26 protein-coding genes, 3 tRNA genes, 1 pseudogene and 1 riboswitch are annotated in these 24840 nt (G+C 38.4%); of the genes and pseudogenes, 13 read left to right on the top strand and 17 right to left on the bottom strand.

The window, feature by feature from the left end:
- Positions 1–45: 45 nt before the first annotated feature.
- Genes QP437_RS04010 through QP437_RS04025 form a run of 4 tightly spaced genes read right to left on the bottom strand, consistent with a single transcriptional unit; the run spans position 46 to position 3133 of the window.
- Positions 46–1320: a PD-(D/E)XK nuclease family protein gene (locus tag QP437_RS04010; protein WP_285267025.1), complete on the bottom strand. Its 1275-nt coding sequence runs from the start codon at positions 1318–1320 to the stop codon at positions 46–48.
- A gap of 18 nt (positions 1321–1338) precedes the next feature.
- A complete protein-coding gene (locus QP437_RS04015; RefSeq protein WP_285267026.1) occupies positions 1339–2091 on the bottom strand; it encodes a PP2C family serine/threonine-protein phosphatase in 753 nt (250 codons plus the stop codon).
- Positions 2091–2936, bottom strand: coding sequence for a Sir2 family NAD-dependent protein deacetylase (locus tag QP437_RS04020; protein ID WP_285267027.1), 846 nt, complete (start codon positions 2934–2936; stop codon positions 2091–2093). The genes QP437_RS04015 and QP437_RS04020 overlap by 1 nt, the downstream gene beginning before the upstream one ends.
- A complete protein-coding gene (locus tag QP437_RS04025; protein WP_285267028.1) occupies positions 2933–3133 on the bottom strand; it encodes a DNA translocase FtsK in 201 nt (66 codons plus the stop codon). The genes QP437_RS04020 and QP437_RS04025 overlap by 4 nt, the downstream gene beginning before the upstream one ends.
- 225 nt (positions 3134–3358) lie before the next feature.
- On the opposite strand from QP437_RS04025, the gene rhuM reads away from it, so the two are divergent.
- A complete protein-coding gene (rhuM, locus tag QP437_RS04030) occupies positions 3359–4360 on the top strand; it encodes a RhuM family protein (protein ID WP_285267029.1) in 1002 nt (333 codons plus the stop codon).
- A 50-nt stretch (positions 4361–4410) separates the two neighbouring features.
- On the opposite strand, the gene QP437_RS04035 is transcribed toward rhuM, so the two are convergent.
- The 8 genes from QP437_RS04035 to lpcA all read right to left on the bottom strand — a co-directional run bounded on the left by QP437_RS04035 (position 4411) and on the right by lpcA (position 10677).
- Positions 4411–5121, bottom strand: a complete 711-nt coding sequence (locus tag QP437_RS04035) for an NAD-dependent deacylase (RefSeq protein WP_285267030.1) — start codon at positions 5119–5121, stop codon at positions 4411–4413.
- Between the two features lie 3 nt (positions 5122–5124).
- Positions 5125–6015 carry a hypothetical protein gene (locus QP437_RS04040; protein WP_285267031.1) on the bottom strand — a complete coding sequence of 297 codons (891 nt, stop codon included), beginning with the start codon at positions 6013–6015 and terminating at the stop codon, positions 5125–5127.
- A 58-nt stretch (positions 6016–6073) separates the two neighbouring features.
- Positions 6074–7027 (bottom strand): YafY family protein, encoded by a 954-nt coding sequence (locus QP437_RS04045; protein WP_285267068.1) that lies wholly within the window; start codon positions 7025–7027, stop codon positions 6074–6076.
- Between the two features lie 89 nt (positions 7028–7116).
- On the bottom strand, positions 7117–7800 hold the full coding sequence (gene artM / locus QP437_RS04050) for an arginine ABC transporter permease ArtM (RefSeq protein WP_193451485.1): 684 nt from the start codon (positions 7798–7800) through the stop codon (positions 7117–7119).
- On the bottom strand, positions 7800–8471 hold the full coding sequence (gene artQ / locus QP437_RS04055; RefSeq protein WP_065244297.1) for an arginine ABC transporter permease ArtQ: 672 nt from the start codon (positions 8469–8471) through the stop codon (positions 7800–7802). The genes artM and artQ overlap by 1 nt, the downstream gene beginning before the upstream one ends.
- A 3-nt stretch (positions 8472–8474) precedes the next feature.
- Positions 8475–9194, bottom strand: coding sequence for a lysine/arginine/ornithine ABC transporter substrate-binding protein (locus tag QP437_RS04060; RefSeq protein WP_285267032.1), 720 nt, complete (start codon positions 9192–9194; stop codon positions 8475–8477).
- Between the two features lie 11 nt (positions 9195–9205).
- Positions 9206–9943 carry an arginine ABC transporter ATP-binding protein ArtP gene (gene artP / locus QP437_RS04065; RefSeq protein ID WP_285267033.1) on the bottom strand — a complete coding sequence of 246 codons (738 nt, stop codon included), beginning with the start codon at positions 9941–9943 and terminating at the stop codon, positions 9206–9208.
- A gap of 149 nt (positions 9944–10092) precedes the next feature.
- Positions 10093–10677, bottom strand: coding sequence for a D-sedoheptulose 7-phosphate isomerase (gene lpcA / locus QP437_RS04070; RefSeq protein WP_014065007.1), 585 nt, complete (start codon positions 10675–10677; stop codon positions 10093–10095).
- A gap of 200 nt (positions 10678–10877) precedes the next feature.
- Here lpcA and QP437_RS04075 point away from each other — a divergent pair, with 200 nt between their 5' ends.
- Complete coding sequence (locus QP437_RS04075; RefSeq protein WP_285267034.1) at positions 10878–11687, top strand: DNA ligase; 810 nt, start codon at positions 10878–10880, stop codon at positions 11685–11687.
- 53 nt (positions 11688–11740) lie between these two features.
- On the opposite strand, the gene trxA is transcribed toward QP437_RS04075, so the two are convergent.
- Positions 11741–12064, bottom strand: a complete 324-nt coding sequence (gene trxA, locus QP437_RS04080; protein ID WP_049356568.1) for a thioredoxin — start codon at positions 12062–12064, stop codon at positions 11741–11743.
- Positions 12065–12181: 117 nt separating this feature from the next.
- Positions 12182–13291 (bottom strand): methionine biosynthesis PLP-dependent protein, encoded by a 1110-nt coding sequence (locus QP437_RS04085; RefSeq protein ID WP_285267035.1) that lies wholly within the window; start codon positions 13289–13291, stop codon positions 12182–12184.
- Between the two features lie 255 nt (positions 13292–13546).
- On the opposite strand from QP437_RS04085, the gene QP437_RS04090 reads away from it, so the two are divergent.
- The 11 genes from QP437_RS04090 to QP437_RS04140 all read left to right on the top strand — a co-directional run bounded on the left by QP437_RS04090 (position 13547) and on the right by QP437_RS04140 (position 20967).
- A tRNA-Gly gene (locus QP437_RS04090) sits at positions 13547–13622 on the top strand.
- Between the two features lie 7 nt (positions 13623–13629).
- Positions 13630–13703: transfer RNA gene (locus QP437_RS04095), tRNA-Cys, on the top strand.
- A gap of 28 nt (positions 13704–13731) precedes the next feature.
- Positions 13732–13818, top strand: a tRNA-Leu gene (locus QP437_RS04100).
- Between the two features lie 289 nt (positions 13819–14107).
- Positions 14108–14199, top strand: a riboswitch (TPP riboswitch).
- A 74-nt stretch (positions 14200–14273) separates the two neighbouring features.
- Positions 14274–14999 (top strand): ABC transporter ATP-binding protein, encoded by a 726-nt coding sequence (locus tag QP437_RS04105; protein ID WP_285267036.1) that lies wholly within the window; start codon positions 14274–14276, stop codon positions 14997–14999.
- Positions 14996–15733, top strand: coding sequence for an ABC transporter permease (locus tag QP437_RS04110; RefSeq protein WP_285267037.1), 738 nt, complete (start codon positions 14996–14998; stop codon positions 15731–15733). The genes QP437_RS04105 and QP437_RS04110 overlap by 4 nt, the downstream gene beginning before the upstream one ends.
- A 25-nt stretch (positions 15734–15758) precedes the next feature.
- On the top strand, positions 15759–16703 hold the full coding sequence (locus tag QP437_RS04115) for an ABC transporter substrate-binding protein (protein ID WP_285267038.1): 945 nt from the start codon (positions 15759–15761) through the stop codon (positions 16701–16703).
- A gap of 9 nt (positions 16704–16712) precedes the next feature.
- Positions 16713–17360 (top strand): thiaminase II, encoded by a 648-nt coding sequence (gene tenA / locus QP437_RS04120; protein ID WP_285267039.1) that lies wholly within the window; start codon positions 16713–16715, stop codon positions 17358–17360.
- A 15-nt stretch (positions 17361–17375) separates the two neighbouring features.
- Positions 17376–18170, top strand: a complete 795-nt coding sequence (thiM, locus tag QP437_RS04125) for a hydroxyethylthiazole kinase (protein WP_285267040.1) — start codon at positions 17376–17378, stop codon at positions 18168–18170.
- Entirely contained in the window at positions 18163–18972 is an 810-nt protein-coding gene (thiD, locus tag QP437_RS04130; RefSeq protein ID WP_197541783.1) for a bifunctional hydroxymethylpyrimidine kinase/phosphomethylpyrimidine kinase, read from the top strand. The genes thiM and thiD overlap by 8 nt, the downstream gene beginning before the upstream one ends.
- 10 nt (positions 18973–18982) lie before the next feature.
- Positions 18983–19660: a thiamine phosphate synthase gene (gene thiE, locus QP437_RS04135; RefSeq protein ID WP_285267041.1), complete on the top strand. Its 678-nt coding sequence runs from the start codon at positions 18983–18985 to the stop codon at positions 19658–19660.
- On the top strand, positions 19657–20967 hold the full coding sequence (locus tag QP437_RS04140) for an MFS transporter (RefSeq protein ID WP_285267069.1): 1311 nt from the start codon (positions 19657–19659) through the stop codon (positions 20965–20967). Before thiE ends, QP437_RS04140 begins: the two co-directional genes overlap by 4 nt.
- A gap of 104 nt (positions 20968–21071) precedes the next feature.
- Here the strand turns inward: QP437_RS04140 and QP437_RS04145 are convergent.
- The 3 genes and pseudogenes from QP437_RS04145 to hflK all read right to left on the bottom strand — a co-directional run bounded on the left by QP437_RS04145 (position 21072) and on the right by hflK (position 24819).
- Positions 21072–22459 (bottom strand): annotated as a pseudogene (locus QP437_RS04145) (cytochrome-c peroxidase).
- A 231-nt stretch (positions 22460–22690) separates the two neighbouring features.
- Positions 22691–23578, bottom strand: a complete 888-nt coding sequence (hflC, locus tag QP437_RS04150; protein WP_049367835.1) for a protease modulator HflC — start codon at positions 23576–23578, stop codon at positions 22691–22693.
- Entirely contained in the window at positions 23578–24819 is a 1242-nt protein-coding gene (hflK, locus tag QP437_RS04155; RefSeq protein WP_285267042.1) for an FtsH protease activity modulator HflK, read from the bottom strand. The genes hflC and hflK overlap by 1 nt, the downstream gene beginning before the upstream one ends.
- Positions 24820–24840 lie beyond the last annotated feature (21 nt).

Consider the following 24840-nt stretch of genomic DNA (forward strand, 5'->3'; position numbering starts at 1 on the left):
AAGGAGTATTTTAGTGAGAGGTGCGACAAAAGGTGTCGTTAGAAATCAGCTAACTATTCTCTTAATTTCACTCAAATGAGAATTAAAAAACTCTAATAAAGGCTTCCAGTGTTCAAAGATATAATTAGCTAGCTCCCCAGTTGTAATTTTTACCAAAACTTCAGAATCCCAATTTATATAATCTTCATCGAAGTTTTTCCGTCCAATCCACCACTGATTCGCTTTAAGACCAGTATTATCTCTAAGAGCAGCAAAGCAATCATGTAAATATTTATATAATTTAGGATGAACGTTTTTATGGCAATAAAAACCATAATGACAACCTTGAAGCCATGTTTTTTCAAATTGAATTGCAATGCCAAATTTAACCCCCTCTCTCTTAATTGCAATACCAAATAGCGAATTAGAATGATGATTAATCTTACTACATTTAAATTTAAATGCCTTTAATGCAGGGTAATAACGTTCAAATTTTTCAGATAACTGTTCAACCAATATATCTCCTAATTCCTCATACAATATATTAGTTGTATCAATGATCTTTAAAGCTGAATCTAATGCTTGTTCATCATCCAATAAATAAGTAACCAGATCATTTGTATCCTGAGTATTTCGCATAATATCCTCACTTAAAAATTTCTTAAAATCATTACAAAATTGTTTTACAGCTGGTGCAATAATTACAGTATTATCAAGCCACTTTATGAGCATACTTGCAGATAACACCATTGCTTTCTTATTACTCATTAATTCAACCCAGTCCTTTTCAGAAATAGATATTTCTGGTGGATTATTACTAAATATAGGAAGATAAATAAGAAAATAAGAGTCAGCGGTATAATTCTTAAGATCTTCATTATAATCATCCATCTGATCTTCTTGATCAATCGCTCCTTGTAATTTGTTTTCAATAGAAATTACCCAGGATCTTTTGTTATTTAATAAACCCTCAATAAAAATATCATGACGGCGATTTCCAGTAGATATTTTTTTAGTTGTTTTTTTAGTTGTTTTTTTAGTTGTTTTTTTAGTTGTTTTTTCGAGATAGATATTTACTTTTTCATAAGCCAGAAACTGGCGCTTACCAATAAATTTTAAAAAACTATTTAGAAATAAATCACCTTGCCCATGTGTTTCTGTTGGATCTAATAAAAATGCAAGAATCTTAGACAATCCCATCTCATCCGTTCGTAAAAATTGAAACGGATTAAAACGATTAGAATCGTATAGTTCAGTTCTTTCTCGTTGTACTCTAAAATTTTCTATCACTTGATTGATAGAAATTAAAGAATCAACAATTTGATTGATATTATTTGCCATATAGGCTCCTTAGGTTAATTAAAACGTACAAATTATAACTGATAAATCATCATAAGCTATTTGTTTCGCAATTAATTTACGACACACCGTCAATCTTGATTTATCATTATCATATTGTTTCCAAATCTTTTCTCTCATTTCTTCTGAAAGACCATCTGTTAATCCGTCAGAACACAGTAATAAACTTTCCCCTTTTTGAATTTCAATTTCTTGATAAAAAATTTTATCTTGAAATTCGGAATAATCGGCGACTAAACAAGAAGAAACACCGCCATAAATAGTGGCAAAATCTTCCTCTTTTTTATCGGGAAAATCAGTTAATAATTCAGACAGAATAGAATGATCTTGCGTGATTTGTTGCCATTTACCTTGTGCATCAATCAAATAAGCACGGCTATCGCCTACGCTGAGAATTTTGGCTTTACGGGTTGTTTGATCAATTTCAGCCGCCACAAAAGTGGTTGCTGCGCCAAAATAATCCTCCGCTAATTCTGCTGATAAACTGGATTGTAAATCGTAGATCGTTTGACGGCTTAAACTTCCCATTTGGCTTAATAATTGCATTGCCAACTTGCTCGCTTTTTCAGGTCGATTGCTATTGGAAATACCATCTGCCACGCCCACAATAAAGTGCGGTCGGTTTTCAAGGCGTTTTTCGGCCGTTTTGAGTTTATATTGAAACACCGCCTCGCCATTAAAAAGGGCATCTTGGTTGTGTCGCTTGTTGCTGCCAATTTGTTGACAGAAGGTAATTTCGCAAAAATTTTCCATTATTCAACCGCTTGTTGAGAAGGATTTAGAAGGCGATCAATCGCTTTTAGGGCATCTAACGCCTTCATTTCGAGACTTAAAAAATGCATTTTCGGCACGCCTGCATCTTGTGGGTTAATGCGAATAAATCCACCCTTTTTGGCTTTCGCCGTACGTTCAGAAAAGCGACGCACAGTTGGAATGGCTTTCCCCGCTCCCAGTTCGATGACGACGAGATTTTGCACTTCTTTTAACCATAAATCGAGCTTATTTCGTTTTAAATTTTGATAATTACTGCTGTAAAAATAATCGTCAAACATAAGCACATTTTGTCTTGCTAAACGCTGACAATAAGGGCAACGAGGCGGCTCACTCAATAAGCGCAAGTTTTCATTATCCACCACAGGTTGAAATTCTTTTGCTGACCAACTTAAATCTCGGCAATTATGCACACACTGCAAACGCTCTAGTGTGCCATGCACTTCATAAATGCGCCCTTCTTCAAACCCCGCTTTCTGAAAATGCCCATCCACATTGCTTGTAAAAACAAAATAACCATACGGTTTGCTTTCTGCCCAACGTTTCAAAATTTGATAACCTTCATGCGGACTTGTTGCACGATATTGCGACAAACGATGCCCGTAAAACCAATAAGCTAACTCTTGATGGGTTTCATAAGCCAATGGCGTCGCAATATCTTCAAAATTGATATTGCGCCCTTTAAACATTGGATAGGCATTCCAAAACCCACCGACACTTCTAAAATCCGGCAAACCTGAATCCACACTCATTCCAGCCCCGGCAGTAATTAAAATGCCGTCTGCCTTGCGGATAAGTTCCACTGCATAATTTAAGTCATTTTTCATAATACTTTTCTCTGTCCATTTTTCATTGGTGAAATAATTCCAGCTTCTTCTAGTTGTTCTACAATTCGCCCTGCTCGATTAAAGCCCAAACTAAATTTGCGTTGAATCATCGAACAAGAGGCAAACTTTTGTTGTTGCACAAATTTTTTTACATCCTCAAAAAGCGGTTCACGTTTAAAAGTGACTTTCATTGCCATAATTTTTCTCCTGTGTTGTTTATATAGAAAGGGCTTAAGCGTCTTGTAAAAAGTAAAAAATCTCTCTTTTATGGAAAAATTATAGGAAGGGAAGCGACATTTCTTGTCGTTAGCGAATGTTACAAGCGGTTATTTTTAGGAGATCTTTTGCAAATAAGATTATCCGTATTGCAATATGTATATTTATCTGTTTATATATACATATAACTTATCAAGGAAAATAATATGAATAACCAAAATCCGATTGAAATTTACCAAGCTCAAGATGGCACAACGCAAGTGGAAGTAAGATTTGAAAATGACACCGTTTGGCTAAGTTTACAGCAGATGGCTGATTTATTTGGGCGAGATAAGTCCGTTATTTCACGTCATTTACGCAATATCTATACTGATGGCGAGTTAAATAGAGAAGCAACTGTTGCAAAAAATGCAACAGTTCAAATTGAAGGCAAAAGACAAATTAATCGAACAATTGAATACTATAATCTTGATGTAATTATATCTGTGGGTTATAGAGTTAATTCTATTTTAGGTACTAAATTTAGAATTTGGGCAACTGTACGTTTAAAAGAATATCTGACTCAAGGCTATACCATTAACCAAAAACGTTTACAGCAAAATGCACGCGAATTAGAGCAAGCACTTGCACTTATTCAAAAAACGGCAAATTCATCGGAATTAACGCTAGAAAGCGGTCGTGGATTAGTGGATATTGTCAGCCGTTATACGCATACGTTTTTATGGCTACAACAATATGATGAAGGTTTACTTAGCGAACCACAAACACAGCAAGGCGGTACATTACCGACTTATGCCGAAGCCTGTTCTGCACTAGCAGAGTTAAAATCACAGCTGATGGCAAAAGGTGAAGCAAGTGATCTGTTTGGACGTGAACGAGATAATGGCTTATCTGCGATTTTAGGCAATTTAGATCAAAGTGTATTTGGTGAGCCCGCTTATCCAAGCATTGAAGCAAAAGCGGCACATTTACTTTATTTTGTCGTCAAGAATCATCCTTTTTCAGATGGTAATAAACGTAGTGGTGCATTTTTATTTGTGGATTTCTTACATAGAAATGGGCGTTTGTTGGATCATAATGGGCATCCTGTTATCAATGATACTGGGCTTGCAGCACTCACTTTATTAGTGGCAGAATCTGATCCGAAACAAAAAGAAACGCTTATTAGGCTTATTATGCATATGCTTAAGCAGAAACAAGAGAAGTAATGATAAATAGCGACTGAAGTCGCTATTTGTTTAAAAGGGCGGTCATTTTTCTATATGTTTTTAACGTTATCCAATAACTCGGCTACCACTTTCGGAACGCCCTCACCTGCTTTTTCTTTTATTGCAATCACTTGCTTACGAACAAATCCTGTATTGGGATTTGGATCGATCAAGTAAATTGGCGCTTTTTTTGGGGCTTCATTAACTAAGCCGTTAGCAGGATACACTTGCAAAGACGTACCGATGACCAACACCACATCCGCTTGTTCAACAATATCCACGGCTCGCTCTAGCATTGGTACCATTTCGCCGAAAAAAACAATATATGGGCGCATTGAATGTCCGTTTGGATCTTTATCTTCCAATTTCTGATCACCAAAGCAATCTATAATATAGCTCTCATCAAAACTACTGCGTGCTTTATTTAATTCTCCATGTAAATGTAAAACATTCGAGCTTCCTGCACGTTCATGTAAATCATCCACATTTTGCGTGATGATTCTCACATCATAAGCTTTTTCTAATTCAACTAAGGCGATATGCGCAGCGTTTGGTTTAGCCGCTGCGGCATTTTTACGACGTTGGTTATAGAAATCGAGCACTTTTGCACGGTTTTTCTTTAAGGCTTCAGGCGTACAAACTTCTTCTACTTTATGCCCTGCCCATAAGCCATCTTCTGCTCTAAAAGTAGGAATGCCACTTTCAGCACTAATGCCTGCGCCAGTTAATACCACGCAAATTGGTTTATTTTTCGCCGTCATTTTTCACGCTCCTTTTTCTTCTAAAATTTCATCAATCTGTCTATCTCTAGCCATCATGCCAAATATATTCCCCGCTTTATAAAGGGGTTGATAAGTATAGCTTTCAATGTGCAAGAATGGCTTATCTGAAAGGCGTTGGAAATATTGTTTTAGCTGTGATTTTGAGCGTAATAACACGTCATATTCGGCTTGAATATGAGCACACATTGCTTCAATACGCATTTTAAATTCATCACTGAGATAAGGGCTGATAATTAAATAAACTGTTTTCTGTTCGGTGGCTGTTTCATCCAAATAAACACATGCCAAATTAAATACTTGCCATTTATAGCGATCTGCAAAAGCACCAATGATTCGACTTTGCTCCTCATTTTCAACTTGCACAAGTGCGGCTGATTTTTTTAAACAATCTTGCAAAATGTCACTTGGTGTAAAAGGCCCGCAATCTAAGTAAGATAGTACACAGTTCCAGTTAGCAAATTGTTCCGTACCAAAATGTAAGTGTTTGCCTTCGAATTTATCCACCCCATTTTTAGTGCGATCATCAATTAAATAATCTCCTTGGTTTAAGTTTTTATGGTGAGATAAAATTAACCGCTTGTATAATGCCGAGCCTTTTTCTTCGCCGAAATAATGCTGGATCCATTTCACTTTATCACTCCAAGCAGATGGATTATGCCAAGGCGCGGTAGAAAGTGCGTAAATATGATATTTCTTCATCAATTTATGGACAGCAGAAATCGCATTTGGCATGGGCTCCATTAAGCTAAAAATGCCCTCAACTTCATCATATCGACCTTCATACTCTTGCTTGGTTTTCTCATCTAATTTTGCAATACCAGACGGGAAATCAACCATCACATTATCCATATCAATATAAACAATTTTCTTCATTTTAATGCCCTCTCTGTTGATGGCTTAATGATAAAAGATGAAGCGACAATTTATGTCGTTAGGCATTTTCATCTAAATAAGTGCGGTCAATTTCTTGGTAATCTTCACCAAAATGGGCAATCCACCACTCTAGCATGGCGCTCTCAATCACGGTCGCTGAAATTTCATATTCAGAGCCATAATCTTTTACTGTTTGATCGGCTGATAGCGGGGTTTCTGTCAAAAAGCCTCCTGTTTGTTTATCAATACGGAAAGTTAAACGAATCTTTCTACCCGAACTAAAACCAAATTTTTGGCTTTCAACATAAGCTTTTAGATTAAATTTCGGGCGTTCAAATTGCATTGTGCTGACATTCACTTCAAGTAATCGATGCAAGGCTAAATGTAAGATATCACCATGCTCATATTCTGCCACCACATAACTGCTAGGGCCTTGCTGAACAAGAGCGAGTGGCTTAACTTTAGCCTTATGTTCTTTGCCGTGAATACTACGATAATGCACTTGCAAAAAGCGGTTTTGATAAAGTGCGGTACTAATTTGCTTAAAAATTTCAGGATCAATTTTTGCAGGCAATAATGGCTGGCTAGTTGGTGCAATAGCCACTTTATTGAGCCATTCTGAAGCGCCTTTTTTATGCGGTTCATAAGCAAGATTGTAATCCGCTTGTTTAAAGAACCCCTCCATCGATTGCATAATATTGGCCGGTAAAATGCCAGCTAAATATTGCTTTGCCAACATCAACACTAACGATTGTTGTTCGTTTAAAATTGGCATATCTAAGCCTTTTGCATCGGGTTTCCAACGATAGCTATACGGTTTATCATTGGTATTGCAATCAATTTCAAACTGCTCACATAACGTATTCAATGCACGCTGAATACTGCGTAAATCGCGCTCAATACCTAATGCAAGCAATTTCTCTCGCAGTTCTAATGAGCTGATGGAATAGTTTTTCGGAATTAAACGTAATAGTTCGAGATGGAATTTTAGGGAAGATGATTCGGACATAATTGCCTCATAAATAAAAATATTTTCTTTAATCATATAAAAAATCGGGCAATTTTTAAACTGCCCGATTTGTTTCTATTTTTGACCGCACTTTATGCCTTGGCGGTATCAATACGTTCGAATGACAACACTTTATTTTCTAACTGACGGAGTAATAAAGTGGCAATACCAGTAATGATGAGGTAAATACCGCCTGCAATACCGTAGATAGTGAGTGCATCATATTCGGTGCCGTAAAGTTGGCGTGCATATCCCATGATATCCATGATCGTAATGGTAGAGGCCAATGCTGTACCTTTAAATACCAAAATAATTTCATTGGTATAAGACGGGAGCGCACGTTTTAACGCATAAGGAATGAGAATTTTTAAAGTCTGCATACGACTTAGTCCTAATGCCGCACAGCTTTCCCATTGACCTTTAGAGATCGCTTTTACTGCTCCGTGGAATAATTGGGTTGAATAAGCCGCACTATTCAAAGCCAAAGCTAATGCAGCACAGAACCATGCATTGGAAAATAATCCCCATAATGGACTGTCCACCAACCATTGGAATTGACCAGGGCCTGCATAAATCAAGAAAAATTGCACTAAAAGCGGGGTCCCTGTAAATAAAACAAGGAACAAATTGACCGCACTTTTCACCAATTTATTGCCGATAGAAAGCAAGAAGGTTAGCCCTAATGCTAAGAAAAAGGCAATAAACAAAGACACAACTGTAAGCAACAGGCTAGTCGGAATACCTTGAGCAATTACTGCTAAATACTCTTGAAACATTATTCGACTCCCCGTTCAAATCGAGTGAAACGTAATTCTAATTTGCGAATACCCGCTTGGCTGATCAAAGTAATCACTAAATAAATTAATGCTGCAATGCCATACCAAGTAAAAGGCTCATGAGTATTCGTATTGATGTATCCGGCTTGACGCATTAAATCATCTACCCCGATTAATGACACCAGCGCGGTATCTTTTAATAACACGAGCCATTGATTGCTTAAGCCCGGTAAAGCATGTCGCCACACTTGTGGCATAATTAAATTGATGAAGGTATAAGGACGGCTTAAGCCTAACGCTGCACCTGATTCCCACTGCCCTTTTGGAATGGCTTGAATCGCACCACGTAAAGTTTGTGAAGCATAAGAGGCAAAAATCAAAGACAATGCAAATACACCACAACCAAAGGCGCTGAATTCGATATACTCCCCTGTCAGCATTTCTACTACTTGGGTTGAACCAAAATAAATCAGTAGAACCACCAAGATTTCCGGTAAACCACGCAATAAAGCAATCACAACAGAAGCTGGTTTTGCAATAAAGACATATTTATTTGCTTCTAAGGCGGTAAAAATAATACTGAGCAATAAGCCGACAATTAACGAGCAAATAGCAAGCCCTAAGGTCATTAGGGCTGCGTGTCCAATTAATGTAAGATAATCATAAAACATAGATTATTTAGTCATCCATTTATCATAGATTTTTTGGTATTCGCCGTTTGCTTTCACGGTTTCTAAACCTTTATTTAAGCTTTCTAGCAATTCTTTACTTGATTTATTCACCGCGATACCTAAACCATTACCGAAATATTTTTTGTTAGTCACTTTCTCGCCAACAAATTGAATTTCAGGCTCTTTAGAAATCATATCAGACAATACGGCGGTATCACCGAAGATGATATCAATACGACCATTTTTTAAGTCTAAGATCGCATCTTGAAGGCTAGCATAAGCTTTTGCATTATATTGTTTGCTTTCTGCAGCAGTATATTGTTGGAATGTTGTTCCGTTTTGAACACCAACTGTTTTTGCTGAAGCTAAATCCGCTTTGCCTTTTAACGCAACATAGCTTGCTGAACTATCATAGTAAGCATTAGAGAACGACACTTGTTTTGCACGCGCTTCAGTAATATCAATAGCAGAAATTGAAGCATCAAAACGTTTAGATTTTAAGCCTGGAATTAACGCATCAAATGCTTGGCTTTTAAAGTGACAAGTTGCTTGAATTTCCTTACAAATTGCATTCGCGACATCCACATCAAAACCGATAATTTCGCCTTTTTCATTCGTTGTTTCAAATGGTGGATAGCTCGGCTCCATCGCGAAAGTGATTTCTTGTGCATTCGCAGCAAAAGCTGAGCCCATTAACATTGCGCTTAAAAGTAATTTTTTCATGTTGTGTTTCCTTATTCTGAGTGTGAAAGATATTGTTTAAATTGTTCGGTTTTTGGATTATTAAAGCAATCTGCACTGCCCATTTCAATAATCTTACCTTGTTCCATATAAACGACCTTTGTCGCCACTTTTTGTGCCACATTCACTTCGTGGGTCACAATCACTTGAGTAATGCCTGTTTGTTGAAGTTCTTTAATGATATCAACAACTTGAGCTGTAATCTCAGGATCTAGTGCTGCCGTTGGTTCATCAAACAACAACACTTGTGGTTTCATCATTAATGCACGAGCAATGGCAACACGTTGTTGCTGCCCACCTGATAAGTGAAGAGGGAAACGATCGGCATGTTCTTCCAAACGTAAACGTTTTAAAAGTTCTAATGCATCTTTTTTCGCTTCTTCTTCGCTAATGCCCAACACTTTTTTCGGCGCTTCAATCAGATTTTCAATCACCGTTAAATGCGGCCAAAGATTGTATTGTTGGAATACCATGCCTACATCTTGACGAAGTTGACGAATGGCTTTCGGGTTATTATTCGTTTGAGATAAATCAAAATGATTATTCGCAATATGCAATTCACCAGAGGTTGGTACTTCTAATAAATTTAGTGTACGGATTAACGTACTTTTCCCTGCCCCACTTGGTCCGAGTAACACCACGGTATCGCCTTCTTGTGCATCAAGATTGATATCAAACAATGCCTGTGATGAACCATAAAAGAAATTCAAATTTTTAACACTAATCGCCATTTTAAGTTTACTGCTATCCTTGATTGACTTGTAAGAATGAATAAATATTACTTTTTAGTGATTATTTATGCAAGCGTTTTTTATAAAAAATCCCAAAAAACTTTTTGGGATCTTTAAATCATTGAATTTTTAACCGCACTTGTCGTGTATTAAGCCTCTTTCGCCATTTCAAATTCAACTAACATCATTAAAATATGGATCACTTTGATGTGGATTTCTTGAATACGATCTGCATAACCAAAGTGTGGCACACGAATTTCAACATCCGCTAGGCCAGCCATTTTACCGCCATCTTTACCTGTCATCGCAATCACTTTCATACCTTTTGCTTTCGCCGCTTCAATCGCATTTAAGATATTTTTAGAATTGCCTGATGTTGATAATCCGAATAAAACATCGCCTTCTTTACCCACGGCCTCAACAAAGCGAGAGAATACATATTCATAACCAAAGTCATTACTTACACAGCTTAAATGACTTACATCAGAAATCGCAATTGCGGGATAACCAGGACGATTTTCACGATAACGACCAGTTAGTTCTTCAGCAAAATGCATAGCATCACAGTGAGAACCACCATTACCGCAAGATAATACTTTTCCGCCATTTTTAAAGCTTTCTGCTAACAATTTAGCCGCTTTTTCAATGAGTTTGATATTGTTATCATCTGAAACAAACTTATTTAGTACGTCTTGTGCTTCCACAAGCTCAGCTTTAATTTGATCAAAATACATTTTATTCTCCTTAAAAATTAAAATTCGAAATCGCGTTGGCATTGTATAGCGTTCATTTCAAATAATCTAGCGCTCTTTCTTATCTCTCTATTTTTCAGCTTACTTCTCATTATTTTGCGATACGAATCACAGATTCAATTAAAAACGCTGTAAAAAATGACCGCACTTTTTAAACTCAATAAATTTAAAAAGGAAACATCATGAGAGCGATTTACTTATTACTTTGCTTCCTATTCAGCCAAATAACCTGGGCGAATGAGCGTGATTTAATGCTATTAGACACTTATGAAAACCAAGATGTTCAAGGTTGGGTAATGTCTGAAAAATTAGATGGGGTACGAGGTTATTGGGATGGCAAAACATTATTAAGTCGTCAAGGACTGCCCTTACCCGCACCGACCTATTTTACCGCTCAATTTCCGCCTTTTGCCATTGATGGTGAGATATTTAGTGAACGTAATCAATTTGAAGAGATTGCCTCTATCACGAAATCCTTTAAAGATGATAATTGGACAAAATTGATACTTTATGTTTTCGATGTGCCTAATGCATCAGGTAATCTCTTTGAACGTCTCAAAACCTTAGAAGATTATTTGAAAGAACACCCTACACCTTATATCAAGATTATTCCGCAAATTCCGATACGAGATAAAACACATTTATTCGAGTATTTGTATGAAGTGGAAGCGAAAAAAGGTGAAGGGGTTGTATTACGTAATCCTAATGCGCCTTACGAAAGAAAACGCAGTACACAAATTTTAAAGTTAAAAAGCACTTATGATGAAGAGTGCACAGTGATAGCACATCACAAAGGGAAAGGACAATTTGAGAATATACTCGGATCACTCACCTGTGAAAATCATCGTGGAAAATTCAAAATTGGTTCAGGATTTAATCTGAGTGAGCGCGAAAATCCACCGCCTATTGGTAACACGATTACCTACAAATATCGAGGGTTAACTAATTCTGGAAAACCTCGTTTTGCTACTTATTGGCGAGAGAAAAAATAAGAGCGGTCAAAAACATCGCTATTTTTGACCGCTCTTTATATTTGATAACTCAATTATAGGTGTTGATTAATAAACGCTGCTAATTGATTTTTTGGTAACGCACCGACTTGTGTTGCAACAAGTTGGCCATTTTTGAAAAGTAGTAAAGTAGGAATACTACGTATACCAAATTGACCAGCCACTAACTGGTTGTCATCTACGTTGATTTTAACGATTTTTGCTTTACCTGCGAATTCAGGTGCGATTTCATCTAAAATTGGTGCAATCATTTTGCAAGGGCCACACCAAGGTGCCCAGAAATCCACTAATACAGGGATATCTGATTGCACAACCGCAGTTTCAAAATCTGCATCATTAATATGTAATACTTCGCTCATTTTTGTTTCCTTATTTAATAAGATGCTGACAAATCAACACCTAGCGTTAATTGATGTTATGCATAATAGCACAAGGCATATTGAATTGCACAGATTAGTCCGATTGATAAAAACTAATTATTTAAGTTGTACAAAGGCCTGTAATAAATCGGCTTTGATGTCTTCCACATCTTCTAAACCAACAGAAAAACGCAATAATGTGTTTGTAATACCACGAGCGACGCGTTCTGCTTCAGGAATATCCATATGGGTTTGGGTTGCTGGATAGGTAATAAAGCTTTCTGTCCCGCCTAAACTTTCTGCAAAGGTAATCAACTTAATTGATTTTAAGAACGTATTCACCCAGTTTTCATCTTTCAAACGGAAAGACAGCATACCGCCTTTATTTGGATATAATACGCTATCAATTTGTGGCTGTTCACGTAAAAATTCTGCAATTGCCTTCGCATTATCTTGATGGCGTTTCATCCGTAATGAAAGGGTTTTCATACCACGCACGGTTAACCAAGAATCGAACGGCGAAAGTACTGCTCCTGCACCATTTTGAATATAGGCGATACGATCACAAAGTTCTTGTCCTTTCGCAATAATTAAGCCCACTAAACTATCATTATGACCTGCAATATATTTTGTACCACTGTGGATCACAATATCTGCGCCTAAATCTAATGGACGAGATAGCACAGGAGTTAAGAAAGTATTATCCACAATCATTAACAAGTTGTGTTTTTTCGCTAATTTCGCAATTTCTGCTACATCACACTCTTCCATTAATGGATTAGATGGCGTTTCAATAAAAATCGCTTTTGTATTCGCTGTAATAGCGGCTTCAATTTCAGCTAGAGAAGCGGTATTCACATAAACGGGTTTTACGCTGTTATTATTTTTATAGGCAAAATCTAATAAACGATAAGTCCCACCATATACATCACTTGATACAATCCATTCATCAGGGCCTTTAAATAAATTCATCAGCACTTGAATTGCCGCCATACCTGAAGCAAAAGCAAAACCACGATCACCATTCTCTAATTTTGCTACGGTATCTTCCAAAACACTACGCGTTGGGTTTTTCGTGCGGGTATAATCAAAGCCCGTACTTTCACCAATCCCGTGGTGCCCATAAGCTGTTGAAAGATAAATTGGCGTTGAAACCGCACCAGTGCGCTCATCACTTCGATTCCCCGCTTGGGCTAATAATGTATCTATAGAATATTGTTGTGTCATAATTTACCTCTAAAACATGCAAAAACTTGACCGCACTTTTCTTTATTTAATGGCGAGCAAAACGCTCCAATTTTGTCATAAAGCCACTCACGATAAAAGTAGAAATTGAAAACTCAGTGAAAATTATATTCTTGAGCTAAATTTTGCTGTAATTTCAACCGAAACGAAGATTTTTTCAACATTTGAATTTTTTTTTAAGATCTTCGATTGACAGAATTTCAAATTCCCGTAAAATGCACCGCACTAACAGCGTATGCGGGAATAGCTCAGTTGGTAGAGCACGACCTTGCCAAGGTCGGGGTCGCGAGTTCGAGCCTCGTTTCCCGCTCCAAACTAACGGCGTGTTAGCAAAGCGGTTATGCACTGGATTGCAAATCCATGTAGCTCGGTTCGACTCCGGGACACGCCTCCATAACCACGCAGTTAGTTAATCACTCGATGCCCGAGTGGTGGAATCGGTAGACACAAGGGATTTAAAATCCCTCGCCTTTCGAGGCGTGCCAGTTCAAGTCTGGCTTCGGGCACCATTTTAATTTCAAATCCAAATCCAATCTCATTTTTCACTTTAATTTTTAAAAACTTATTTTATTAGTTATTTCTTATACTGAAAGTATTTCTACGAAAATATAATTATTTTATTCTTATATTGCTCTTCTCATTCCAAGCCAAAAAGATCAAACTTAAGTTTGATCCGGTCTACATCTTTTTTATATTCAAGCATATTAAGTATGCGTTATCAGCGCTAAACAAGAGAATCTCTCTCATCAAATGAAATTTATTCTTGTTTTATTCTACATTGAGATATACAATCGTTTTCAACTTTAGTCGGGGTGCCACAAAGTGGCTGAGATGATACCCGTGAACCTGAAACAGTTAGCACTGACGTAGGAAACTAATATGCCAAAATACTTTTCATTCTTCATATCTATTTTCAATCCTTTTTTCTCAAAGCCTTTAGTTATTAATCAGTAAGGTTAATACTATGGTGCATATTCAGGATCTTAGTCTTGCTTTTGGTGGGCAAGTACTATTTGAACACCTTGATTTAACGCTTTTACCTAATGAATGGGTCAGTTTGCTTGGCTGTTCTGGTGTAGGTAAATCAACGCTTTTAAGACTAATTGCAGGGCTTGAAATACAAGGGAAGATTCAAGGTAATATCATCTTTCATCCTAATATTCGAGTGGCATGGCTACCACAAAAAGATACTCTTTATCCCTGGCTTTCAATTATTGATAACGTCCAATTAGAAAACGTACTATTCGGGAATAAATCTGCAAAAACAACTCTTCAAGCAAAAGTACTACTTGAACAAGTAGGCATGTCAGAACATCTTCATAAAAACTGTTATCAATTATCTGGAGGACAAAAACAACGCGTCGCCCTAGCTCGAGTTTTAATGCAAAATGCTGATTTAGTTTTACTTGACGAGCCCTTCTCTGCCCTTGATGCGATTAGTCGTTACCAATTACAAAACTTGGCCTATGAACTATTAAAAAATAAATCAGTGTTATTGGTTACACATGATCCTCAAGAAGCATTACGCTTAAGCCAGCGTATTTTTGTATTACGCTCACCGCAGTCTAATCAACCAGCATTATCTGATGTCATAAAACCTGAAGGTAAAGCACCACGAGAACTTAACCAAGAAAATTTATGGATGCTCCAACAGCAATTATTAAATGAGTTATTAGAGGGAAAAAGATGAAACTTAGCCTTCTTAAACCACTCTTTATTGGAATTATATTGCTGTGTCTCTGGCAACTTATTGGCGTATTAGGTGATTTTCCTCATTACATATTTCCTTCTCCGCAAGCTGTATGGCTGCAATTAGTTTCTCATTCAGAACTACTTTGGCAACATACACAAATCACCTTAATTGAAATTGGCTTAGGGCTGCTACTGGGTTTTATTTTCGGATTGTCATCAGCCCTGTTACTCTCTTTTTCGCCAAAAACATCTTCCTTGTTACTACCAGTCTTAGTGATATCTCAAGCGATTCCTGTTTTCGCCATCGCCCCAATACTCGTACTTTGGCTTGGTTATGGTATGCCATCAAAAATTGTTATGGCTATTCTCATTATCTATTTCCCTGTAACTGCAGCTTGTTACGATGGCTTACGCAACACGCCTAAAGCTTGGCTCGATCTAGCCAAAACATTCAAACCATCCCCTTGGCGTTTATTACTTAAAGTACGTTTACCAGCTGCTTTACCCGCATTTGCATCAGGCTTTCGCATTGCTGTTTCAATCGCACCAATTGGCGCTGTAATTGGAGAATGGGTAGGTTCATCAGAAGGGCTTGGCTATTTGATGATTCACGCCAACGCCTGTATGCAGGTAGATTTAATGTTTGCCTCATTGCTGATCTTAGTCGCGATTTCACTTTGCTTATATTTCAGCATCGATTGGCTACTACATCGTTTTATTTGGCACATTTAACACTTCATGACAAAAGGAGACAAAAATGAAGAAAATCATCCGTTATTTCAGCCTTGTAATTGGACTCACCACTAGTTTTTCCAGCTTGGCAAAAGAGAAAATCAGCTTAATGCTTGATTGGTATGTGAATCCTGACCACGCAGCAATCATCGTTGCTCAGCAAAAAGGCTTTTTTGAAAAAAATAACTTAGAGATCGAGATTATCGAACCAGCCGATCCATCATTACCGCCTAAATTGGTTGCCGCAGGAAAAGTGGACTTAGCTATTAATTATCAACCTCAACTTTATCAACAAGTTTCAGAAGGATTACCTTTAGTAAGAGTGGGATCTCTCATTTCTAGTCCATTAAATAGCGTTGTGGTGCTCAAAAATAGCAACATCAAAACACTTGCCGATCTGAAAGGCAAAAAAGTAGGCTATTCAGTTAGTGGCTTTGAAGATGTGTTGCTCGATACAATGCTTCGCTCTATTGGACTCAGCAATCAAGACGTAAAATTAGTAAACGTGAATTGGTCACTTTCCCCTTCTCTTTTAACCGGACAAGTTGATGCGGTTATCGGGGCTTTCCGCAATTTTGAACTCAATCAAATCCATTTAGAAAAACAAGAAGGTGTGGCATTTTTCCCTGAAGAGTATGGTGTGCCGGCTTATGATGAATTGATTGTAGTTGCTAACAAAAACAGTCTTGCTTCTAAAAAAATTTCCGATTTTTTGACCGCACTTGAACAAGCTACAACCTACCTACAAAACAACCCAAATGACGCATGGCAAGCATTTGTGAGCTATAAACCAAAAGAACTTAATACGGAATTAAATCAATTAGCATGGAAAGATACTCTGCCTTTATTAGCAACCAAACCTCACCAATTAGATACCAAACGTTATCAACAAATGGCGGAATTTATGCATCAGAAAGGCTTGATTCCAAAAGCACTTGAATTGAAAGACTATGCCATCGAATTACAGTAAGGGAAAATGATGATTGAACAACTCATTCAGCAAGCACAACCTTATTGGAAGCAATATGTTGAGCATAAATTTGTGCAACAACTCGCAAAAGGCACCTTGCCCAAAGCTTGTTTTCAGCACTACTTAAAGCAAGATTACATCTATCTTTTCCATTACAGCCGTGCTTTTGCCTTGGGCGTCTTCAAAGCAAAAAATTTCACTGAGATGGAAATGCCACGTAAAACGCTCGACATTCTTTGCCAAGAAATCCAATTACATTTGGATTACTGTCGTCAATGGGAAATTAGTGAGCAGGAAATATTCCAAACACCAGAAAGTGCGGCATGTATTTCCTATACACGTTACCTGCTTGATTGTGGAATGACGGACGGCTTACCAGAACTTTATGCAGCCGTTACGCCTTGTGCTTTAGGTTACGCACAAGTCGCCCGCTACATCACAGAAAATTATCCAAAACTACCAAACAATCCTTATCAAGCATGGATTGACGCATACTCTGCACCAGAATATCAACAAGCCGCACAAGAAACGGTTGATTTTCTGACCGCACTTTGTGAGCCACTTAATGATTCTCAGTTAACCAATATTCAACAGATTTTTACCACAGCCACTCGAATGGAAATTGGATTTTGGCAAATGGGATTGGATTTATCATAAAAATAAAGGCGTGAAATGAAATCTATTTATTTATCAAAAATTCGTGAGCAAAACCCGCTTATTCATAACATAACCAACATTGTTGCGGCAAATTTTAGTGCCAATGGTTTACTTGCATTAGGTGCGTCACCATTGATGTCAGCGAACATAGAGGAAATGGTTGAGGTGCCCAAAATCAGCCAAGCATTAGTCATCAATATCGGCACGCTTATCGGTAAAGAACGAGAGGCTATGTTATTGGCAGGTAAAACCGCTAATTCAATAGGCATTCCTGTCGTGCTTGATCCTGTAGGAGTAGGTGCCACTAGCTACCGACGCGAAACTATCCGTCAGTTACTGTCTGAAGTGAAATTTGCCTTAATTCGTGGTAATTCAGGTGAGCTAGCTACGATTGCTGGTGAAGACTGGCAAGCAAAAGGCGTGGATGCAGGACAAGGTAAAACGAATCTACAAGAAGTCACTCAACGTGTTGCACAACGCTATGGTTGCACAGTATTAATTAGTGGAGAGGTCGATATTATCAGCGATGGACAACAAACTGTCACAGTCAATAATGGTACACCGCTATTTCCAAAAGTCACTGCATCGGGGTGTTTATTAAGTGCAGTATGTGCAGCATTTTTAGCCGTTGATGAAGGAAAACATTTTTCAGCAACAATCGAAGCCTGTGCCGCTTACACCGTTGCAGGGGAGCTTGCTGCTAAAAACTTAACCACGCAAGTCGGTCAGTTCCAAATTCGCTTGCTTGATGAATTGGCAGCCTTAACACCTGATTTAATAGAACAAAACACGGAGGTGAAATATGTCTAACATTCCACAAACATTGACTATTGCTGGTTCGGACAGTGGCGGCGGCGCTGGCATTCAAGCAGATTTGAAAACCTTTCAAATGCAAGGTGTATTTGGAACCTCAGTGATTACTGCAGTCACTGCTCAAAACACACTTGGCGTATTTGATATTCACCCCATTCCACTGAAAACAATTCAGGCACAGCTAGAAGCGGTAAAAAATGACTTTCAAATTGCAAGTGCCAAAATTGGCATGCTTGGCACAGCAGATATTATTGAATGTGTTGCTGATTTCTTAAAAAATCGTCCATTCGGCACATTGGTTATCGATCCTGTCATGATTGCGAAAGGTGGGGCCCCTTTATTGCAACAACAAGCGGTTTCCGCACTAAGCAAATATTTATTGCCACTTGCCGATGTGATTACGCCAAATATTCCTGAGGCAGAAGCTTTAACTGGTTTTAAGATTTCTGATACAGCCAGCATTCAACAAGCCGCGTTAGACTTACAAAAACAAGGTGCGAAGAATGTGATTATTAAAGGCGGGCATTCACTCAATTCACAAAGTCAGCAATGCCAAGATTGGATCCTTTTACAAGATGGTGAACTTTTTATTTTGGAAAGTCCACGTTTCAATACCCCACATACTCACGGCACAGGTTGTACTTTCTCAGCTTGCTTAACGGCAGAATTAGCCAAAGGGGCACCTCTAAAAAGTGCGGTCAAAACAGCCAAAGATTTTATTACGGCAGCCATATCTCATCCATTGAATATTGGTCATGGACATGGACCGACTAATCATTGGGCTTACAGTCGCCTTTAAGGATTGAAAGATGAAAAATATTCAAGAAATTTTACCGCTCTATTTTGTAGCAGGCACACAAGATTGCCGATATTTAGGTGATAATCTAGCAGATAACTTGCTTTCTGTTCTTAGACAAGCTTTAGAAGGTGGCATTACCTGTTTTCAATTTCGCGATAAAGGCAAATTCTCATTAGAAAATTCACCAATGGAACAACGTTCTTTAGCCATTAGCTGTCGAGATTTATGTCGTCGATATAATGTGCCATTTATTGTCGATGATAACGTTGATTTAGCTTTAGAAATTGAAGCAGATGGCATTCATGTTGGACAAAGTGATACGCCCGTAAAAACGATTCGAGCAAGAACTAATAAACCACTCATTATTGGCTGGTCCGTCAACCGTTTAGACGAAGCCCAAATCGGAGAGGAATTATCTGAAATCGATTATTTCGGTATTGGTCCAATTTTTCCGACTCAGTCAAAAGAAAATCCTAAACCTACTCTAGGAATGGCGTTTATTCAAACCTTGAGAAAAGCAGGTATCACAAAACCACTTGTAGCCATTGGTGGCGTGAAATTGGAGCATGTGAAAACGTTGCGAAAATACGGTGCAGATGGTATCGCGGTAATAACCGCAATCAGTCAAGCCAAAGATATAAAGGCAAGCACCAAAGCATTAAAGGAAGCAAGCGGATGCAACCACTGAATAAGCCAAATAGTTTGAAACGTGTAGCAATGGCAACAATGATTGGCACCGCTATTGAATATTTCGATAACTATATTTATACCATGGCTGCAGTGCTCGTTTTCAATCATCAATTTTTCCACGCTGCTGACCCACTTTCGGGCCAAATTGCTGCACTTTCCACACTAGCACTGACTTTTATTGCTCGTCCTCTGGGGGCCGTATTATTCGGACATTTTGGCGATCGTTTAGGAAGAAAAAATACCTTTGTTATGAGCCTGTTAGTAATGGGAATCTCAACCGTAGTGATCGGCTTATTACCGATTTACGACAGTATCGGAATATGGGCAACCATCTTACTTTGCTTGTGCCGTATCGGGCAAGGCATTGGTTTAGGTGGCGAATGGGGCGGCGCTGCATTAGTGGCAATCGAAAATGCACCTGAAGGGAAACGTGGTTGGTATGGCACTTTTCCACAATTAGGCGCTCCTCTAGGATTACTACTTGCCAATGGTGTCTTTTTACTCATTACCGCGCTTTTTGGACAAGCCGCAATGACTGACTGGGCATGGCGAATTCCATTTCTTTCCTCTTTTGTATTAGTTGCCATTGGGTTGTATGTTCGATTAAAGCTTACGGAAGCACCAATATTTCTTGCAGCCCTGAACAAGCCTAAGCCTAAACCTAAAGCTTTACCGATGATGGAAGTAATCGTTACTCATTTCAAACCTTTCTTCTTAGGCATGTTAATCTGCATTGCTGGCTATGCGCTCTTTTATATTATGATCGCTTTCAGTCAAATTTATGCAAAATCTACCCCAACCGTATCGGAAGCCGGTTATACAATGGGCTTAGGCTTCTCACCACAAATTTTTACCGCTTTATTAATGTGCAGTGCGATTTCATTAGCCATTACAATTGCTATTTCAGGCAAATATATCGATATCGTTGGACGACGAATTTGGTTAATTTGGACAACCTTTGGCGTGGCTATTTTTGGCTTAGCCTTGCCATATTTTCTCGATAATGGAACAACTACCAGTTTATTTTGGTTCTTGATGATAGGAATGGGGTTAATTGGCATGGGATACGGCCCACTTGCAAGTTTCTTACCTGAATTGTTTCCAACACATGCTCGTTATTCTGGTGCATCGTTGACCTACAATATTTCAGGCTTATTCGGTGCCAGTGTAGCAGCAATTATTACATTGCCACTGAATGCAAATTATGGCTTAAAAGGTGTTGGAATTTATCTAACCTTAAATGCCGTATTAAGTTTGATTGGACTTTGGTTTATTACGGAAACAAAGGATAAACACTTAGCATAAAATAAGGGAAAAGAAACTCATCGTTTTGCTTTATAGTAAATCTCAAAATAAAACACATAAAAAACGACCGCACTTGCGGTCGTTCCTATTTAGCCATTTAAAGATTATTTTAATTTTTCACCTTTAAATTCACCTGTCAAACTTTCTAAGAAAGAAGTGATGTCCTCTACATCTTTTTGAGCAGGCTGTTGCACGTTACTTTGGTATTTCAACATTGCACTCACGGCATCTTTTAACTCTTTTGCTGATGCATCATGGAAATATGGTGCAGTAAGTGCGATATTACGTAAAGTTGGCACTTTGAAGCGATGCATATCAAACGGATCTTTAGTTTGTGCAAAGCGACCTTCATCTGCATCAGTTAATGGCGTACCACGATCTTTAAAGTAATCGCCGTAAAGTCCCATGTATTCATAAGATTGTCCGCCCATTGCCACGCCAGTATGACAAGTATCACATTTATGTTGTTTGAATAACTCATAACCGCGAACTTGTTGTTCGGTCAAGGCTGTTTTATCCCCTTTCAAATAACGGTCGAAATCACTATTTGGCGTAATTAATGTTTTTTCATATTCACCAATCGCATGAGTTAAGGTTTCTTTCGTCACTTGTGGATATTCTTTTAAGAATTCTTTTTTGAATTCTTCATCCATTTCAAAACGTGCCACGATGTCATCCCAAGAGTGCGAGCCCATTTCTACTGGGTTTGTTGGAGGACCTTTCGCTTGATCCGCTAAATCTGCCGCTCGACCATCCCAGAATTGAACAAAGTTGAATGCAGCATTGAACACAGTTGGTGCGTTAATTGGGCCTTTTTTACCATCAATACCCGTTGAAGTATCAAGTCTATCCACACCACCTTTGTCTAATTGGTGACAAGTATGGCATTGAATAGAACCATCACCTGATAAACGTCCATCAAAGTAAAGATCATGACCTAACGCGACTTTTGCTTCATCAGTCGCAATACTGTCTGGAATCGGTTGAACTAAACGATCGGCATCAACATTTGGTGTTTCTTTTGGTAAAGACATTTTACGTGCTTCACGAATCCAGTTAAGCAACGCCACTTTTTCTTGCTCATCTGGTTTACTTCCCAGTGAAGATGTCTGAATTTAGCAATTGGCATTTCGTTATTTTCAAGTACACGTTGTAATTTTGCTAAATCAGCTTGGGATAATTTGCTCGGATCTTTTAAGCCTTCAACTAAACGATCTAAGCGGAAGGCTCTAAGCCCATTCTGAATATCCGATTGCATTTGGTCACCCACAATCGGGAATTTTGAATAAAATGGAAGAGGTGTGTTTGGACTATGGCAATATTGGCAGCTGTTATCAAACAACGCCTTTGCCACTTTTTCTTGTTCCCCCGTATAGCGATTTTCCATTAAAAGTTGGGCTGCATTCTTGTTATCAAATTGATGTAGATACCCCACAACCCCCAAATAACCCAATACTGCAATGGCTGCTCCGCCAATAATCAGTTTTTTCATCTAATCCTCCAAATGATCAATAAAATATAAAAAGAAAGAAAAAGCTTAAAAAGCAAGGTGATTATGCCAAAAAATTGGCTTATATTTTATGTGGATTTAATTAACTTTGGCTATGGATGCGATTGATTGCATTAAAGACCGTTTTACTTTATAAATGAAAATTCCCCTAAAAATTCAGCAATAAAAAATGCGGTTATTTCTAACCGCACTTTACGTTTTATTATCTCTCGTTTATTTCTTTGGCGCTTGCATAAAGCGGAAGAAATCACTGTCTGGTTTCAAGATCATCATATTACCTGAACCTTCGAAGCTGCTTTCATAGGCTTTTAAGCTACGAATAAAGCTATAAAACTGTGGTTCTTGAGCAAAAGCTTGAGAATACAATTTTGCTGCTGCCGCATCACCATTACCACGTAATTCTTGTGCAGTTTTGTTTGCATTCGCTAAGATCAAGGTGACTTTACGATCTACATCCGCTTGAATGAACGCTGCTTTTTCTTTACCTTGTGAACGATGTTCACGCGCAACGGCATCACGTTCTGCACGCATACGTTGGTAAATCGAAGAAGAAACTTCATCTGGTAAATTGATTTGTTTTACGCGAACATCGACGACTTCAATCCCTAATTCAGAGGTACTATCCTGCCCTGAATTTAACGCTTTTTTCGCCCCCGCCATTAATTCACCACGGGTACCTGAAACGATATCTTTAATTGTACGAGTACCTATTTCTGAACGCAGACGGTCATTCACTTTACGGCTTAATAAGCTTGCAGCTTGGTTATAATCGCCACCACCCGTTGCAGTATAGAAACGACCGAAATCGCTGATTTTCCATTTCACATAGGAATCTACCAACAAGTCTTTTTTCTCGACTGTCACAAAACGAGTAGCAGAACCATCAAGGGTACGAATACGCGCATCAAGCACTTTAATGCTATCAATTAAAGGCAATTTGAAATGCAAACCTGGTTCATACACCACTACTTTGTTTTCTGCATCACGTTGTACTTTGTTAAAACGCAACATGATGCCACGAGTGCCCTCAGTTACAACCACGACGCTGGAATATAGCACCGCAGCAATCACCACAATAATCGGAAGTAAAAATTTACGCATTAGTTAAATCTCCCTTGGCGAATGCCTTCATTTGATTGAACTGGTTGAGCCGTTTGTGTTTCTACACGACGTTCCTGTGTTGAAACAGGTGCAGAACTGATCGCACTTTCAGGCGTTGTAGTAGTCGGTTGAGCCGCTTTTTTACCCATTAATTGTTCTAATGGTAATACGGTTAAATTGTTGCCATTATTTGCATCTAACATGACTTTCGGCGTATTTGCCATGACTTTTTCCATGGTTTGAATATAAAGACGCTCTTTTAATAAATCAGGCGCAGCTTTAAATTCAGGTAGAAGACGTTGTAAACGTTCCACTTCCCCTTGCGCATCAAGTACAACACGATCTTTGTAAGCAGTAGCTTCTTCTATAATACGCTGTGCGTCACCGCGAGCGATTGGCTCTTTCTCACGAGCATAAGCTTCAGCTTCACGAATGTAACGTTGTTCGTCTTCCTGTGCTTTAATCGCATCATCGAAGGCATCTTTTACTTCTTCTGGTGGACGCGCAGATTGGAAGTTCACGTCAATAACTTCAAGGCCCATGTCATAAGGTTTGATAATATCGTTCAACGCTTTCCAAGTATTTTCACGCACCACTGCTCGACCTGTTGTCAGAATATCATTCATGGTCATATGACCGATCACATAACGAAGCGCACTATCTGTCGCTTGTCCGAGACTATTATCTGCATTGCTCACGCTAAACAAGTATTTTTCTGGATTTTGCACGCGATATTGTACGGTCATTTCCACTTTAACCATGTTTTCATCTTTGGTTAACATTGCACCTTGCGTTTTAAGCTCGCGAACTTGTTCTACATTCACTGGAACCACTTTATCAATGAAAGTTGGTTTCCAGTTCAAACCGGGTTGAACGGTAGAATGAAACTCACCAAAACGTAACGTCACACCACGTTCCGCTTCTTGGATGGTGTAAAAACCGCTTGCACCCCAAATAATTCCCCCGATCACCGCAGCGATCGGTAAAATTTTACCTAAATTAAATGAAGGTATGTTCGGCGAAGTATTATTTGAACCGCCTTTTTTATTACCCCCACCTAATTTTTTCAACAGATTATTGAATACTTCTTCAATATCTGGTGGTGATTGCTCCTGATTTTTATTGTCTCGCGAGCCCCAGCCATTTTCATTTTGCTTATCTGATGAATTATCTGACTGTTTTGGACCGCTGCTCTGCCCCGGTTTACCCCAAGGATCTTGATCTGGACCGTTTTGCGACATTACGTTCTCCATTTGTCTAAA

It is taken from the genome of Haemophilus sp. UMB1048 (assembly GCF_030218125.1).
Taxonomy (GTDB): Bacteria; Pseudomonadota; Gammaproteobacteria; order Enterobacterales; family Pasteurellaceae; genus Haemophilus_D.